The sequence below is a fragment of the Pseudomonas sp. SIMBA_067 genome (assembly GCF_046534675.1).
Lineage (GTDB): Bacteria > Pseudomonadota > Gammaproteobacteria > Pseudomonadales > Pseudomonadaceae > Aquipseudomonas > Aquipseudomonas putida.
Window position 1 is genome coordinate 103,213 of the sequence record NZ_JAWRYH010000007.1, and the last position, 17,950, is coordinate 121,162.

At 63.3% G+C, this 17,950-nt stretch carries 5 protein-coding genes; 4 read left to right on the forward strand and 1 reads right to left on the reverse strand.

The features are described 5' to 3' along the window. Positions 1–138: 138 nt before the first annotated feature. On the reverse strand, positions 139–11,895 hold the full coding sequence (locus tag SB765_RS16805) for a peroxidase family protein (RefSeq protein WP_410931635.1): 11,757 nt from the start codon (positions 11,893–11,895) through the stop codon (positions 139–141). 547 nt (positions 11,896–12,442) lie between these two features. Here SB765_RS16805 and SB765_RS16810 point away from each other — a divergent pair. The 4 genes from SB765_RS16810 (at position 12,443) to SB765_RS16825 (ending at position 17,853) form a co-directional block, all read left to right on the forward strand. Continuing rightward, positions 12,443–14,179 carry a type I secretion system permease/ATPase gene (locus SB765_RS16810; RefSeq protein ID WP_341798258.1) on the forward strand — a complete coding sequence of 579 codons (1,737 nt, stop codon included), beginning with the start codon at positions 12,443–12,445 and terminating at the stop codon, positions 14,177–14,179. Between the two features lie 6 nt (positions 14,180–14,185). After that, entirely contained in the window at positions 14,186–15,526 is a 1,341-nt protein-coding gene (locus SB765_RS16815) for an HlyD family type I secretion periplasmic adaptor subunit (protein ID WP_410911224.1), read from the forward strand. A gap of 1 nt (position 15,527) precedes the next feature. Next, entirely contained in the window at positions 15,528–16,856 is a 1,329-nt protein-coding gene (locus SB765_RS16820) for a TolC family outer membrane protein (protein ID WP_341798256.1), read from the forward strand. 133 nt (positions 16,857–16,989) lie between these two features. Then, positions 16,990–17,853: a sensor domain-containing diguanylate cyclase gene (locus tag SB765_RS16825; RefSeq protein WP_341798255.1), complete on the forward strand. Its 864-nt coding sequence runs from the start codon at positions 16,990–16,992 to the stop codon at positions 17,851–17,853. Positions 17,854–17,950 lie beyond the last annotated feature (97 nt).

Below are 17,950 nucleotides of genomic sequence, written 5' to 3' on the forward strand. Positions count from 1 at the left end.
CCGGGGCCGCTTTGCGGCCCATCGCGACACAAGGCCGCTCCTACAGAGATGTGCAATCCCCTGTAGGAGCGGCCTTGTGTCGCGATGGGCTGCGCAGCAGCCCCTGCATTTCAAGCCAACAGCTGGTCCCTCTGGCCCTCAACCCACCAAGGTGAAGTCCGCTGCAGTCACTGTGGTTGCATCCGCCACCCCTACCAGGCGAATGGAGTCGGTAGCACCGATGCTGACCAGCGTATCGTCGCCAACATCGGCGATGGTGACGCTGGCGGCGAAGGTCGCCGCGGTAATGTTGAAGGCCGTGATATCCAGCAGGTCCTGGCCACCGGTCGCGTTGCTGTCGAAGTTGATGATCAGGTCATTGCCGAAGCCGGCAGCAAACTGGAACACATCATTGCCATCAGTGGCCATCATCGTGTCATCGCCTGCACCGCCGTTGACCGTGTCGTCGCCCACCTCACCGTTGAGGAAGTCGTTGCCACTGCCACCCGACAGGATGTCGTTGCCAGCATCACCGAACAGCGTGTCGCTGCCTGTACCACCGTTGAGGATGTCATTGCCAAGACCGCCATCGAGGCTGTCGTTGTCGTCGCCACCGTTCAAGGTGTCGTTGCCACTGCCACCTAGCAGCTGGTCGTTGCCTGCGCCACCGTTGAGGGTGTCATCACCAGAATTACCGGTGATGACGTTGTCCAAGCCATTGCCGTTACCCGTGAAGTTGGCGACGCCGAAGTACCTCAGGTTTTCCAGGTTGTTGCCCAGCGTCCAGCTGGTCAGCGTGGTACGCACAAGGTCCGTGCCACCTCCTGCCAGTTCCACCATCACGTCCCCGGTATTGTCGACCACATAACTGTCATTGCCGGCACCGCCCACCATCTGGTCGGCACCTGCACCACCGTTAAGGAAGTCGTTGCCAGCACCGCCGATGATGGTATTGCCCAGGGCATTGCCCGTACCGGTGAAATTGCCAGTACCGGTGAAGGTCAGGTTCTCGAGAGTGGCCCCCAGTGTGTAGGTGGCCAGGGTGGTCTGCACTAGGTCCGTGCCGCCGCCGGACGCTTCAGTGACAATGTCGCCCACGTTGTCGACAACATAGATATCGTTGCCCGCACCGCCAATCAGGGTGTCCGCGCCAGCCCCACCGTTGAGGACATCGTTGCCTGTGTTACCGCTGATGACGTTGTTCAGACTGTTGCCCGTACCGATGAAGTTAGCGGTGCCGAAGTACCTCAAGTCCTCCAGGTTGCTACCCAGTGTCCAACTGGTCAGCGTAGTGCGCACCAGGTCGGTACCACCACCTGCCTGTTCCACGAGCACGTCTGCGGCATTGTCGACCACGTAACTGTCGTTGCCGGCCCCCCCCACCAAGAGGTCGTCACCACCGCCACCGTTGAGGAAGTCGTTACCGGCACCACCGACGATGGTGTTGACCAGGCCGTTACCCACACCCGTGAAGTTGCCGGTGCCAGTAAAGCTCAGGTTCTCCAGGGTGGCAGCGAGGGTGTAGTTCGACAGGCTGGTGCGCACCAGATCGTTGCCCCCTCCCAACGCCTCGCTGACGATGTCTGCGGCGTTGTCGACAACAAAGGTGTCATCACCCGCACCGCCGATCATGATGTCTGCACCAAGCCCGCCATTGAGTGTGTCGTTGCCAGCATTGCCGGTGAGGGTGTCATTACCTGAACCGCCGGTGATGACGTTGTCCAGGCCGTTACCGGTACCGACGAAGTTGGCGGCGCCGAAGTAGGTCAGGTTTTCCAGGTTGCTACCCAGCGTCCAGCTGGTCAGCGTGGTACGCACCAGGTCGGTGCCCTGCCCTGCCTGTTCCACAATCACATCCGCGGCATTGTCGACTACATAGCTGTCGTTACCAGCGCCACCCACCAGTTGGTCGATACCCCCACCACCATTGAGGAAGTCGTTGCCAGCACCGCCGACGATGGTGTTGGCCAGAGTGTTACCCACCCCCGCGAAGTTGCCACTGCCGGTAAAGGTCAGGTTCTCCAGATTGGCCCCCAAGGTGTAGCTGGCGAGGTTGGTCTGCACCAGGTCCGTGCCCCCACCAGTTGCCTCGCTGACGGTGTCGCCAGCATTGTCGACGACGAATGTGTCGTTGCCCGCGCCACCGGTCATGGCATCTGTACCCAATCCACCGTTGAGTACGTCATTGCCGGTGCCGCCAATCAAGGTGTCGGTACCCAAGCCACCGTTGAGCGTGTCATTACCGGTACCGCCGTCGAGGGTGTCGTTGCCTTCACCGCCATCAAGGCTGTCGTCGCCATCACCGCCAAACAACTGGTCGAATCCGGCCAGTCCAATGAGGGTGTCGTTACCTGCCAGACCGAGCAGAACATCGTCGCCCACGGTACCCGTCAGGGTGTCTGCAGCAGTTGTACCCACCAGCACCACACCTGGCACCGCCGGCACCTCGGCCGTTGCTGCGGATGTCAGCGTTTCCAGCGCGCCAAAGCCATCGGTGTAGTGCACCAACACGCGCAGCTGGGTGTGAGCCTGGGACGCCCCTGGGGTGAAGGTCGCAGAGGTCGCACCGGCAATGTCGGTGAACGTCGTACCGCTACCTTGCTGCCACTGGAAGCTGAACGCCCCCAGCCCGTCAATGTCGGCAATACTGCCGGTCAGTGCCGTCAGCGTCTGCCCGATATCCGGCGTGGTGTCGCTGATCAGCAGTGCACCGGTCGGTGCATCGTTGACGTTGGCCACCGGGTCGAGGATGTCGGAGGCGATGCTTTCCTGCACACCAAAGTCATCCACGTAGCTGACCACCACGCGCATGTTCTGCCCCACTTGCTCCTGGGTCAGGACAAAGGTGCTGCTGATGGCGCCAACAATGTTGACCCAGCCCACACCCCGGTTGGACTGCCACTGGAAGGTGAACTGCGGGTTGCTCAGGCCGTCGGCATCGACGATGGTCGCCGGGTTGGCAGTGAGCGTCTGGTTCTGCACCAGCAGCCCGGTCACGGTCGGCCCGGCACTCGGTGCGCTGTTCGCCGACGAATCGACGATTTCCAGCGTGCCCTTGGCGTCCTGGTACACCGCACGTACGCGGATGCTCAGGCCAGCCACATCGTCCGTGACCCGGTAGGTGGCGCCCGTCGCCCGCTGGACCTCACCTGCGGCGACAAAGGTGATGTCTTCATAGACACCCGAACCCGGCAGCGTCTCGACTTGCCAGTAATAGGCCACAGGGCCGTTGACCGCGCCGGTCGTGTTAGCCGCGCTGACGTTGTCCGCATCGTGTACCGCCAGCGGTGTAACGCGCAGCAGCTGGCCGCTGATCGGCGTGTCGTCACGCAACCCGGTGGCAGCGTCCAGGATCGCCAGGTGCCCCGTGGGGCCAGCGTTGACGGCGGTACCCACGCCAGAGGCCTGGGAGCGGTCAGAGAACTGCAGCCGCTCGATACCGGTCAGGTGGTCGACACCATCACGCCCGGCCACCAGGTCGGTGACGATCACCGCATTGCCATCGACCACCACGCTGTAGTCGGTGGCTACCCCCGAGAACACCGCCGTGTCGTAGTTGTCGGTGCCGTTGAGGATCTCCCGCACGATCACCAGCTGGCCTGGGTTGTAGGTGCCGTTGAGCATCAGCGGCACCATGGGCTCCATGCTGTCGTAACTGGCGATTTCCGGGCCAGTGCCATCGAGGTTGGCGCGCACGCTGATGCGCACGTTCAGCCACTTGTCACCGTCAAGGATGTCGTCGCCGCCACGGCCTTCGATCAGGTCGCTGCCGCTGCCGCCGAGGATGATGTTGCCGCCATCGTAGAACGTTGCACCGGCGGCCAGCAGGCTGGACAGGCCATTGATCAGGTTGATGTTGGTCAGCACGCTGCCAGTGGCACCCGCGGTGGGCAGCGAAGTGGCATCTTCGTTGTCACCGCGCAGGAAGTCGCCATGGGCCGAGCCCGACAGGCCTTCCATGATGTCGAAGCGGACCAGCGCCGAAGCGCCAGAGCCCGGTACTGGCGGCACGTCGAAGAAGCGGTCGGTATAGTCGATGGTCACACCCTGGGCCAGGCCCTTGAAGGTTGCCCAGTCGTAGCCCGAGCCACCGATGTAACGGTCGCCAAAGCCCAGGCTGCCGACCATGATGTCGTCGCCGCCTTCACCGTTGAACTTGTCGTTCTCGTTGCCGCCGATAAACACGTCGTGGCCGATGATGGGGTCGTTGCCGAGCGGGTCGAAGTTGTCGCCAGGCGCACCGTCCGAGGTGCCCTTCTCGATCCAGTCGTCACCTTCGTTACCCATGTCCTGCTCGTTGGCCTTGCTGCCCAGGATAAAGTCGTTGCCCTGGCCGCCAATGGCTTCGGAGGCATCTTCACCGGTGACGATGAAGTCGTTGCCGAAACCGCCGATGATCAGGTTGACGCCATTGCCGCCGTGCAGCACGTCGTTGCCGTCGCCGCCCTGGATGTTGTCGTCACCGCCCATGTCGCTGATGATGTCGTCGCCGGCACCACCGCGCAGCTGGTCGTTGCCGTCACCCCCCTCGATGCGGTCGTTGCCGCCATCGCCCCAGACCGTGTCGTCACCCTCGCTGGACACCAGGATATCGTCACCGTCGGTGCCGCCCAGCACGATGTGCTCGGCACCGGCATAGCGGATGTAGTTGGTGTCCGGGCCAGCCGTCAGCGGGCTGTCGCGGAACACCACCTGCTCGCCGTTTTCGCCCAGTGGGTCGACGTTGCCCAGGCCTGCGTTGAACTGCTTGCTCTGGTCGACTTCCAGGTAGAAGCCCGGGTCGGAGAACACCAGGCCCGGCAGGTGGGTGGCGGAGGTGTTGGCCATGATCAGTTTGGCGAAGGAATTGCTTTCCAGCTCGGCGTTCATCGACAGGCCGGAGGTGCGCTCCAGGTAGTAGAAGCGGTCGCCGTCCTGCAATTTCTCCATCTGGTTTTCGAACACGAAGTTGAAGGTACTGCCGAGCATGCCGCCGAACGGGGTCTTCTCTTCGGCCAGGCCGCCGATCCACAGGTCGATGGCATCGACACCGGTAATGGTTACCGCCTTCAGGTCATCGGCGGTGCCCAGCACGCCATCCTTGCCAGGCAAGGTCACATTGGCCCAGGTGCCGCTGCTGTTGAGGAAGTCCAGGCGGTCGGCCGGCGCGCCATCGCCACCGAACACCAGGGCCATGGCCGCAGCGCGTTTTTCCAGCAGTGTGGTGGCCCCGGTGATGGTGCTGTGGGTGCCATAGGCCGCAATGAAGTTGATCAGCGACTCGGGGTGCTTCAGGTGCTGCACCAAGTCGACCCAGCTGGTATACGGCTTGAGCTGGGTATCACCGGTTTGCCCGTAGATGTCGCGGCGCACGGCGTTCAGCGAAGGGATGCCGACGTCGCGGCCACGGGCAATGTTGATCGCCGGCAAGTCCAGCGGCAGGCCGAGCAGGTTGTTGCGCAACGCCTCGGTGACGAACTCGTCGATTTCGTTGCCACCCTGGCGGGTGACCCCGCGGACGATGGCGCTTGTGGCATCCTCGGGGGTAACACCACTGGCCGCATAGGCCAGCGGGTTGAGAAACGCTGCAATCAGGCCCAGTTGCTGGTCAGGGTTGGCGCTGGCCGGGTCCTTGATGACGTTGAAGTCGATGTCGTAACGATCGACAGTCTCGGTCAGCATCGAGTGGCCGAAGCGGTACACGGTGTGGGCGAACTCGGCCACGATCGATGCATCGAGGTCGACGTCGTACACCTGGGTCGGGGCAAAGAACAGGTCGACCCGTGGTTGCACGGTACGGGCGAACTCCTCGAACACCAGGTGCTGGTACTGCATCTCGGTACCGAACTTGGCCGCCTGGAACAGCCGCTCGCCGTTCCATACCAATGCGCCGATCTCGGCCGGGGTAACCGGCAATGCGGTTACCGGGTTGAGCAGCCATTCGTTGAGGAAGGCCAGGTCGTGCGAGTCGAGCACGGTGTCCATGGTCTGCGCCACCAGCCGGTTGTGCTCGGAGTGGAAGATCGCATGCACGGCTGTCAGGCCGATGTTCTCGTTGACCCGACCGTCGCCGGCGACGTAATGCGCGTCCAGCAGTTCGTTGTCGTAGGCCAGGTTGGCCCCGGTCTGTGGGTTGACCGGCACAGCGTTGCCGGCAACGTTGTCGGCATCCGGCGCCAACACGCCGCCACTGAACACGGGTACTGCGTTATGAGCAATGTCGGCGAGGAACTGGTGCCCCGTGCGCACGGCGTTGGTCAGGTCGAGCGGCGCCAGCGGGTTGCCTTCGACCTGTTGGTCATCGGCAGTGCCGGCAATGCCGTCGAGGCCCTTCATCACCACCATCGGGTAGCCGTTCGGCCCCTTGATGAAGTTGCCGTATGCGTCGGTTGCCAGCAACGGCACGTTGTCGACGTCGGCATCGGTCAGGTTGATGCCAAGCACGTCGCGGGCCTGGGCCTTGAGTACTTTCCAGGTGGCCATGCCACCGATCTCGGTGTCGTCGGCAGTGCCGAACTTGCCATCGGCGCCCAGGTCACGGTTGGTGATCAGCCGGCCAGTGGCAACAGGGCCGTCGTCGGTCAACAGGTAGGCACGCAGGAACACCTGGTGCGACGGGTGCGAGCTGTAGGTCTGGTTCTGGTCCACGAACGGCGTGGTGGTGTTGGTGTGTTCGTGAACGTCATCGGCGTTGCCGAGGATGCCATCCGGCCCTGGCAGGTTGGTGGCACGGGTCACCACCATGAAGTTGGTGAAACCACCCTCCACGTAGAGCGGGTCATCGGGTTGCAGCGGGATGTAGATAGTCCCCGAACCACCCTTGGTGACCAGGTCCAGGCCATGGTCGAAGAACTGCCCGAAGAACGTCATCCAGGCGTTGAACGGCGCAGACAGGCCGGCATCGGCAGCGGTGTTTTCGAACAGGTATACATCGTGGTCGTCCGTGGTGCCGAACTGGCCATCCATGCCCGGGCTGGCGACGATGCGCACGCCGTCCTTGAGCACGTCGTCGTTACCGGGCGTGCCGAAGTTGAGCACGCCATCGGCACCTGGGTCATACGCGGTGGCATAGGCTGCCGGGTTGTTGGAGGTCTGGTCGACGATCAGGTTACTGATGGTGCGCGGCTGCGAGTCGAACACCGGGCCGCTGGTCTGCTGGTACGACGAGCCCGGAATGGCCGGCGAGCCAGGGCCGAAGAAGCCGGCCGGTGCACCTTCTGCCGGGTTGAACACCGGGTCGGTCAGGCGCGGGAAGACATTGTCGGCAGCACCGAACTGGGTGTTGTTGTTGCCGTTGAGGTTCATCAGGTTGTTGTTCGAGCCATCGACCGCACGCAGGCCCAAGGGTGCGCGGATGTTGGGGATCAGCGAGAGGATGTCCTGCCCGGCGGCATCGGCCTCGGCGATCTTGATCTGGTCGAGGATGAAGTTGAGGTCAGAGCGCACCATGTGCAGCCCCTCGCCCCCTGCCGTGGCATCCACGACCGGAGTGGCCGGCGTTGGCACCACCGGTGCGCCCGGCTGCACCACCGCCGTGGGTGCGGAATACAACACCTCGGTTGTGCCATGGGCGTCCTGGTAGATCGCCTTGACCCGCAGGCTCAGCCCGGCCAGGTCTGGCGACACCTTGAACGCGGTGCCATCGGCGCTCTGGAACGCCAGGTCACCGGCCGGTAGCAGGATGATGTCCTCGAACACACCACTGCCCGGGTCGGCCTCGAATTGCCAGTAGTACGACACTGAACGGTCGGCAAGCGTGCCTGTCGGGTTGCCCGCACTGATATTGTCGGCATCGAGCACGCCCGCCACGCTCACCGTCAGCATATCGCCCACCGTGATCGCACCGCCGTTGCCATCGGTGACGGTCGGGCTGCCCGTGGGCTGCGCGTTCACCCCTGCCACCAGCACGCGTTGGCTGTCGGAGAACTGCAGGCGTTCGATATGCAACAGCGTATCGACGCCATCGCGGCCGTCCACAGTATCGGTCACCGTCCACACATCGTCCGCGACATCGGCCGTGCCTTTGGTGTTCTGGGTTACCACGTACTCGCTCTGCACCCCCGCATACACAGCCGTGTCGAAGGCCGCCCCGCCAGTGGAGGTACCCGGCAGGATTTCCCGCACGGCTTTCAGCTGGCCAGGGTTGTAGGTGCGGTCGAGCATGAACGGGATCATGTCGACCATGCTGTCGAAGCTGGCGATCTCTGGCCCGGTGTGGTTGACGTCGCCAGGGGCGTACACGGCGATGCGCACGTTCAGCCATTTGTCGCCGTCGATCAGGTCATCGCCGCCACGGCCCTCGATCAGGTCGCTGCCATTGCCGCCAAGCATGATGTTGCCGGTGGCAAAGCCCGTGGTCGGCAACCCGGCATCCGCCAGGAACTGCTGCAGCCCACGGATCAGCGCCACGTTGGTCAGCGCACTGCCCGTGGCACCGCCATGGTTGAGGATGGTCACGGCATCGACGTCATCGCCCTTGAGCACATCGGCGTAGTCCGAACCGGACACCCCTTCGACCTCGGCAAAGCGGTCGAGGATGCTGGCCGGCGAGGCGCCGACCGGGTTGAATACCCCGGCGTTCTGGTTTGGCGCATTGCCGTGGGGCTGGGCCAGCGCTGCCAGGCTCAGGTCAACGGTGACGCCGACCTTGTCGTTCTTGTTGGTGATCCAGTCGAAGCCGGACATGCCGTCCATCTTGTCTTGGGCATCGCTGCCGACAAAGATGTCGTCACCGCCCTCGCCGATCATTTCGTCAAAGCCACCGCCACCGACGAAGATGTCGTTGCCGACCACTTCGTCACCCAGCAGTGGCGCAAAGTTGTCACCAGGCGCACCGTCCTGGGTACCCTTCTCGATCCAGTCATCGCCCTCGTTGCCGGTGGGTGGCAGGTTGGTCTTGGCGCCGAGGATGAAGTCATCGCCCTGGCCACCGAAGGTGGTAGAAATGTCCTCGGTGGTGATGATGAAGTCCTGGCCGTCGCCCCCCAGGATCAGGTTGCCAGCCGCCAGCATGCTGCCGGCGACGATCACGTCGTTACCAGCGTTACCCTCCAGGCGGTTGTCGCCGAACGAGTCGGTGATGATGTCGTCGCCTGCACCACCCAGCACTGCGTCGTTGCCGGCGCCACCTTCGAGCACGTCGTCGCCGGCATCGCCGTAAACGGTATCGTCGCCTTCGCCCGAGATGATGATGTCGTTGCCGGCCGTGCCGCCCAGCACCACATGGTCTTCACCGGTGTAGTGCAGGTAGTTGGCGTCAGGGCCCACGGTGTCGGGGTTGTCGCGAATCACCAGCGGCAGGATTTCAACCCCGTTTATCTCGATGCCCCCCGTCGGGTCGGCCTTGCCGTCGGCACCCAGCCCGGTGAACTGATTGGCCTGGTTCACTTCCAGGGTGAAGGTAGGCGTGAGGAACACGGTGTTGGACAGGTGGGTGACGTCGGAGTTGAGCATGATCAGCTTGGCAAAGGAGTTGTTCTCCAGTTCCGTACCGAAGTTCATGCCCGCCGTACGCGAGAGGTAGTAGAAACGGTCGCCGTTCTGCAGCGCTTCCAGCTGGGTCTCGAAGACGAAGTTGAAGCTGGACCCGAGCATGCCGCCGAAGGGCATTTTCTTCTCGGCCAGGCCGCCGACCCAGAAGTCGATGGCATCCACCCCGGTCACGGTCACGCCGGTAATGTCGTCGGCCGTGCCGGCGATGCCGTCTTTGCCGGCCCGCGTCACGTTGGCATAGGCGCCGGTGCCGTTGAGGAAGTCCAGGCGGTCGAGTGGTGAACCGCTACCGCCAAGCACCAGCGCCACTGCGGCGGCGCGCTTGTCCGCTTCGGTGGTTGCCCCGGTGATGGTGGCGTGAGTACCGTAGGCAGCGATGAAGTTGATCAGCGATGCCGGGTGCTTGAGGTGGTCGGCAAAGTCGGCCCAGCTGATGTAGGGCTTGAGCTGGCTGTCGCCCGTTGCCGCATAGAACTCGCGACGCGCCTCGTTCAGGCTGGGGATGCCGGTATCACGACCCCGGGCTATGTTCAGCGCGGGCAGGTCCAGCGGCAGGCCGAGCAGGTTGTTGCGCAGGGCTTCGGTGACGAACTCGTCGATTTCGTTGCCCAGCTGGCGGGTAACACCGCGGATGATCGCACCGGCCGCTTCGTCGGCGGTGGCACCGCTGCCAGCGAACGCCAGCGGGTTGAGGAAGGCGGCAATCAGGCCCAGTTGCTGGTCAGGGTTGTCGGGGTCGGCAGACACCGGGTTGAACGACGGGTCGAAGCGGTCGACGGTTTCGGTCAGCATCGAGTGGCCGAAGCGGTACACCACATGGGCGAACTCGGCGAGGATGGCCGGGTTGATCGAGGTGTCGTAGCCATTAGGAGCGAGGAACTCGTCGATCTGCGGCTGGATGGTGCGGGCGAACTCTTCGAACACCAGGTGCTGGTACTGCATTTCGGTGCCGAACTTGGCCGCCTGGAACAGCCGCTCGCCGTCCCACACCAGCGCGGCGATGCCAGCAGGCGTGGTGGGGATGGCGGTAACATCGTCGATAAGCCACTCGTTGAGGAACGCCAGGTCGCCTGCGGCCAGCAGGGTGTCCTTGGTCTGCTGCACCAGCCGGTTGTGCTCGGAGTGGAACACGTGGTGCACAGCGGTCAGGCCGATATTCTCGTTCACCCGACCGTCGCCAGCGATGTAGTGGGCGTCGAGCAGTTCGTTGTCGTATGTCAGGTTGTTGCCGCCCGGGCCCACAGGCTGCGCGTTGCCGATGGCGGTGTCGGCGTCGGCTTGCAGCACGCCCCCCACTACCACGGGGGCGGCGTTATGGGCGATGTCGTCCAGGAAGCCATGCCCGGTGCCCACGGCATTGGCCAGGCTGATGGGCGCGGCGCGGTTGCCTTCGACCAGTTGAGTGACGTCATCGGCAGTACCGGCAATGCCGTCGGCGCCGTTGTTCACGCGCATCACCACCTGCGGCATGCCGTTGGGCCCGCGCAGGAAGTTGCCGTAGGCATCGGTGGCCAGCAATGGCACGCTGTGCACGTCGGCATCGGTCAGGTTGATACCCAGCAGGTCACGGGCCTGGGCCTTGACCACCGCCCAGGTGGCCATGCCCCCGTTTCCGCTGTCGCCATCGTCGGCGGTGCCGAATTTGCCATCCGCGCCAAGGTCGCGGTTGGTGATCAGCCGGCCTGTGGCCACCGGGTCACCGGCGCCATCGAGCATGTACTCGCGCAGGAATACCTGGTGCGAGGGGTGCGAACTGTAGGTCTGGCTCTGGTCAACGAACGGCGAGGTGGTGTTGGGCTGACTATCGTCGGCCGTGCCCACCACGCCATCGGCGCCGGCGGTGCGTACGGCGCGTGACAGCACCATGAAGTTGGTCGGGCTGCCGGCCACGTACAGCGGGTCATCCGGGCGCAGCGGTATGAACACGATGTCGGTGCTGCTCTTGCTGACCAGGTCCAGGCCGTGGTCGAAGAACTGCCCGAAGAAGGTCATCCAGGCGTTGAAGCCCGCCGTAAGGCCCGCGTCCGGCGAGACGTTGGGGATGAAGAACACCGGCTTGTCGTCGGCGGTGCCGAACACCCCGTCGATACCGGGGCTTATCACCGGGGCTGCGCCACCATTGGCTTCGACGGCCGCCGGGTTGTTGGCGGTCTGGTCGACGATCAGGTTGCTGATGGTGCGCGGTTGCGAATCGACGACGTTGCCGGTGCCCACGTAGTTGGCACGGTAGGAGGTATCGAGCAGGCGCAGGAACGAATTGTCGGCAGCGCCGAACTCGCTTTGCCCGGCCACCAGGTTGTTGAAACTGCCATCGACGGTGCGCAGGCCGAACGGTACCTGGCTGTTGGGCAGCAGGTCACTCAGGCTGGCGCCGTCAGCATGGGCTTCGGCGATGAAGATTTGTTTGAGAATGAATTCCAGGTCCGACTTGCTGAAATTGGCCATTGCAATTGCCCTCGATCTTTCCGGAGAAATCACAGGGCAACAGGGTCCTTCCCGCGCCCAGTCAGTGTTGACTTGCGCAGTATCTGGTTCGTGGTTCTGGGCTCGGTGGCGCAACGTTTGTGTGCTGGCGACTCGGCCTCATTGCTGGCAATCCGGCCCCACCGTTCCGGGATGGGACCCTGTTAATCGTGCGCAACAGGTGTAACGCACGTGTATCGACCCCAGCTCGCACAGGGCCCGAATACTTCAGACTAAAGTCGCAGAGCAAAACCTTGTCAATATCCCGTCAAAAAAAACCTTCAACGATGATAATGCGATGCAACTAGCTGTTTTGTCGGCACTTATAAAAAGTTCAAAGACTTCATAGAGCAAAATGATATTACCGATTGTTTCGTTGCAACCTACGCTCCAGCTTGTGGGAGCAACGCAGCGTTTTTGGACTATTCGCCATAAGAGCGACCCGCCTGCGAGCCAACCAAGAAGCCACAACTACCGTTGTACGGGGCGCCGCAAGGGCTTCCCGATTTGTAATAAAGGGAGGCCTCCGATGCCCAAGCCACCACGCACCCGCTCCGAGCTGGCCGACGTGTTGTTTCGCCTGCGCCGCAGCTTCTACGCCCTGGCCGCCTTCAGCGGCGTGATAAACGTCATGATGTTGACGCCAGCTATTTATATGCTGCAGGTGTATGACCGCGCCCTGGTCAGCCGTAATGTCACCACCCTGGGCATGCTCACCCTGCTGGTGGTCGGGTTGTTCCTGCTGATGTCGGCGCTGGAGATGACCCGTACCCGCGTGCTGATCCGGGTAGGCAACTACCTGGACATGGCGCTCAACCGACGCATATTCAGCGCCGCCTTCGAGCGCAACCTGAGCCGCGCAGGCGGCAACCCGGCCCAAGCCCTGCAAGACCTGGCGCAGGTGCGGCAGTTTCTGACCGGCAACGGCCTGTTCGCCTTCTTCGATGCCCCTTGGACACCCATCTATCTGGTGGTCTGCTACCTGATCCACCCCTGGCTCGGGCTGGTCACGACAATCGGCTCGTTGATCCTGGTGGGCCTGGCCTACCTCACTGAAAAGGCCACGCAAAAGCCACTGGCCGAAGCCAACCAGGCGTCAATGTCGTCGGCCAGCTACGCCAACAACAACCTGCGCAACGCCGAAGTGATCGAGGCCATGGGCATGCTGCCGTCAATCGGCAAGCGCTGGTACCAGGGCCACTTGCGCATTCTGCAGATGCAGACCCTGGCCTCCGACCGCGCGGCGCTGATCAGCAGCACCGGGCGCTTCGTGCGCATAACCTTGCAGTCGGTGATCCTGGGGACCGGCGCACTGCTGGCGATCGAAGGCAAGATCACTCCCGGCATGATGATCGCCTGCTCGATCCTGACCGGCCGGGCCCTGGGCCCGGTGGAACAGGTGATCGCCTCATGGAAACAGCTGCTGGGCTGCCGTCTGGCCTGGGGCCGGCTCAACGACCTGCTGCAGGACTACCCACAACGGCCACCGAGCATGTCGCTGCAACGGCCGATGGGCATGCTGGCGGTGGAAAACGTGATTGCCGGCGCACCCGGCACCAATACCAGCATCGTGCGCGGGGTGAGCTTCAGCCTGGTCCCCGGTGAGAGCCTGGGCATCATCGGCCCTTCGGCCTCGGGCAAGTCCACCCTCGCCCGCCTGCTGGTGGGTGTGTGGCCGGCCCAGGCGGGCAAGGTGCGCCTGGACGGGGCCGACATCTTTACCTGGAACAAGGCCGAACTGGGCCCGTGGTTGGGCTACCTGCCGCAGGACGTGGAACTGTTCGAGGGCACTATCGCCGAAAACATCGCGCGCTTTGCCGAAGTGGACAGCGATGCAGTGATCCGCGCCGCCCGCAGCAGCGGCGTGCACGACATGATCCTGCGCTTCCCGCAGGGCTACGACACCCGCCTGGCAGCCGACGGCACCCCGCTGTCCGGCGGCCAGAAGCAACGCATAGCACTGGCCCGCGCGCTGTACGGCGAGCCCAACCTGGTGGTACTGGACGAGCCTAACGCCAACCTCGATGACGTCGGCGAGAAGGCTTTGGTCGATGCGCTGGCCGAGTTGAAAACGCGCGGTGCCACGGTGATCCTGATTTCCCACCGGCCCAATGTGCTGTGCGCCGTAGACAAGATACTGATGCTGCGCGACGGCACCGTGCACATGCTCGGCAGCCGTGACGAAGTGTTCGCGGCGCTGCGCAAGGCCAGCGTGATTCCAGCGGCCAATACGGCCCCGCTGGCTTCGGTAAAAGTACGGGAGTAACCCTTCATGCAAATGGCTCAAAACTCCGAACTGATTGCCGCCGAAGCCAAAGACCTGATCGACCTGGACGCCGCCCGGCCGGCACGCTGGGGCGTATGGATGGTAATCGCCGGTTTTGGCGGTTTCCTGCTGTGGTCTTGCCTGGCGCCACTGGACGCGGGCGTGGTTGCCACCGGCACGGTCAAGGTCACCAGCAACCGTAAGGCGGTGCAGCACCTGAGCGGCGGCACGGTCGAGGCGATCCTGGTGCGCGAAGGCGATTTGGTTAAAAAAGGCCAGGAGGTAGTACGCCTCGACGCATTGCGCGCCGCGGCCGAGCAAGGTGCACTCAGTGCCCAGTACATCGTCAGCAAGACCGTGGAAAACCGCCTGGAAGCCGAACGCGATGGCCGCGATACGGTCACCTTCGACCCTGCCCTGCTCAAGCACTACGACAATGACCCAAGGCTGCTGGCGGCCATGGACCTGCAACAGCGCCTGCTCGACACCCGCCGCGCCGGCCTTGCCGGTGAATTGAGCATCCTTGAAGAAAACCTCGCGGCCTCGGCAGTGCAGCTCAAGGGCCTGCAGCAGGTGTACGGCGCCCGCGCCTCGCAGATCGGCTTCCTCAGCCAGGAGCTGCAAGGCACCCGGGTGCTGGCCGCCGAGGGCTATGTACCGCGCAACCGCTTGCTTGAACTGGAGCGCAGCAATGCCGACCTGTCCGCCGGCCAGGCCGAAAACCTCAACAACATTGCCCGCGCACGCAGCCAGGCTACCGAAATCAAGCTGCGCATGCTGCAGCGCCAGCACGACTACCTGAAGGAAGTGGAATCGCAGCTGACCGACACCGCAAAGGAAAACACCACCCTGGCCGACCGTTTGCGTGCGCTGGACTACGAAGTGACCCACACGGTGATCCGCTCGCCGATCGACGGCATGGTCCAGGGCCTGAGCATCGCCACAGTCGGCGGCATCATCCAGCCCGGCGCCAAGATCATGGAGGTGGTGCCGCTCGACCAACCGCTGCAGGTGGACGCGATGATCCCGGTGCAGGCCATCGACAAGATGGTCCCGGGCCTGGCCGTGGACATCGCCTTCCCGGCCTTCAACCACGCGCAGACGCCAAACATTCCGGGGCGGGTGAAGACCATTTCCGCCGACCGCCTGCTCGACGAAGAAAGCAAACAGCCTTTCTACCTGGCCCAGGTAGAAGTGACGCCGGCCGGCATGGGCCTGCTGGGCAGCAACCACATCCGCCCCGGCATGCCCGCCACCGTCACCATCAAGACCGGCGAGCGCAACCTGCTCAGCTACCTGCTCAAACCCATGCTCGAACGCGTCGACGCTGCGTTCAAGGAGCAATGACATGAAACGCTCGTGCCTGATGTTGTGCCTGCTGGGGGTGGCCGTACAGGCCAGTGCCATGGACCTGAAGCAAGCCTGGGACTTGCTGCAATACCAAGGCCCGATCTACCGCGCGGCGGTGCACGAAAAAGAAGCCGGCAGCGAAAACCGCGCCATCGGCGAGGCCGGCCTGCTGCCGCAGATCAACGCGTCGGCCTACTTCAACAGGGTCAATGGCAGCCAGCGGCAGAACGGCCTGGACAACGATCTGGACTATGACTCCAAGGGCGCTAATGTGCGCCTGCGCCAACCGCTGTTCAACAAACAGAAGATGGCCGAGTACCGCCAGGGCCAGCAGCGGGCCGACTACAGCGTGGCAGTGTTCGACGCCAAGAGCCAGGACGCTGCGGTACGCCTGGCCGACGCCTACTTCGACGTGCTGCTGGCCAGCGAAACCATCACCTTGGCCAAGGCCAAGCTGAACGCCTTCGAAGAGCAGCAGGCTTCGGCGAAACGGCGCAAGGAGCTGGGCGCCGGTACCATCACCGACGTCGATGAGTCGGTGGCCCGGCGCGACCTGGCCGAGGCCGATCTGATCGAGGCCCAGGACAACCTGGTCAACGCCCGCCGCAAGCTGGAGGAATACATCGGTGAAACCCCAGAGTCGCTGACCACCTTGCAGCCGGGCTTCAGTACGCCACCGCTGATGCCGGGCAACCTGCAGGACTGGCTGGTCAAAGCCCAGGCCGACAGCCCGCTGATTCACGCGCGCCGGCACAGCTACGAGCTGGCCGAAGAAGAAGTGAAACGTGCCCGCGCCGGGCACTACCCCACCCTGGATTTCGTGGCGGGCTATAACGCCGGCAGCAGTCAGTCGATTTCCGAGCTCAACCAGCGCAACCACTACAGCTCGATCGGCCTGGAGCTGAACATTCCGCTGTACAGCGGTGGCAGCACAAGCGCCCTGACCCGCCAGGCCAGTGCCAACAGTTCCAAGGCCCTGGATGAGCTGGATGCTACCCGTCAGGAGGTAATTTCCGGCACCACCCGCGAGTACCGCGGCGTGCAAAGCGGCGCCTTGCGCATTCAAGCGCTGGAAAAGGCCGTGGCCTCCAACGAGCGTTCGCTGACCTCGACCCGCAAAGGCTTCAAGGAAGGCGGCACCAGCACCAACTCGGACGTGCTCAATGCCGAGGAACTGCTGTACGACGCCCGCCACGACCTGTTCGAGGCGAAGCTGAACTACCTGATGTCTCGGCTGCGCCTGGCCTCGTCGGTGGGTAGCCTGGGGGATGATGATATCCAGCAGGTCAACGATTACCTGGGGCCGGAACTGATGGTGAGCAACTGATAAATACCTGAACGCATGCTCCTGCAGAGTACCGAGGTGGGCGCGATCATCAGTGCCAGGACCACAAGTCTACGATAGATGCGACGCATTTCTTCGCGCTATGATCGGTCACCCTGCCGCGGACGTCCTGCCCATGCCCGTAGACCTTCAAGCCTTGTACCCCAGGTTGATCCACCTGATGCTGGACACCGTGTTCGTGGTAGACAGGGACAACCAGATCGCCTTCGTCAGCGATGCCTGCGAGGCCCTGCTGGGTTACAAGCCCTGCGAAATGATCGGCACGCCGATCACCGACTATATGCACCCCGACGACCTGGCGGCCACGCGCGCGTCGATTGTGCGGGTGATGAACGGCCAGCCCCATTACGATTTCCGTAACCGCTATGTGCGCAAGGATGGCGGTATCGTGCACATCCTGTGGGCAGCCAGCTGGTCCGAAGAGGCTCAAGCGCGTATCGGTGTGGCGCGGGATGTGACGGCCCTGCGCCAGGCTGAAGAGGAGCTGCGCTTCCTTGCCCATCACGACCCGCTTACCCGGCTGGCCAACCGGGCCATGTTCAATGAACGGCTGGACAGTGCCCTTGCCACAGCGCGGCAGCACGATGGCACGCTGGGGTTGCTGTTTCTGGATATCAATGACTTCAAGGAAATCAACGATGTGCACGGGCATGCTGTGGGTGACCGGGTGCTGTGCTCGCTTGCGCGGCGGCTGGAAGGCTGCGTACGCGCAACCGACACGGTGGCGCGCATGGGCGGTGACGAGTTCACCGTGCTGTTGAACGATTGCCCCTCGCCAGTGGCCATTGCCGAGCAGGTAGCCCGCATCCTGGCGGTCATGGCCGAGCCACTCGGTATGGAGTTGTCCGGCATCGACACGCCGTCCTGCAGCATCGGCGTGGCGCGCTTCCCTGAGGATGGCAACGATGCCGACATGCTGCTGCGTCATGCCGATGGGGATATGTACCGGGTCAAGCGAAAACACACGGCGACCGGGTAACGATAACCCGGCGGCACTCGGGGGCGATTCTGTTCCCGCAAGTGAGGATCGTTTTCAATATTAAGGTAGCGTTTCAACACAGCACAAGTTCAACCAC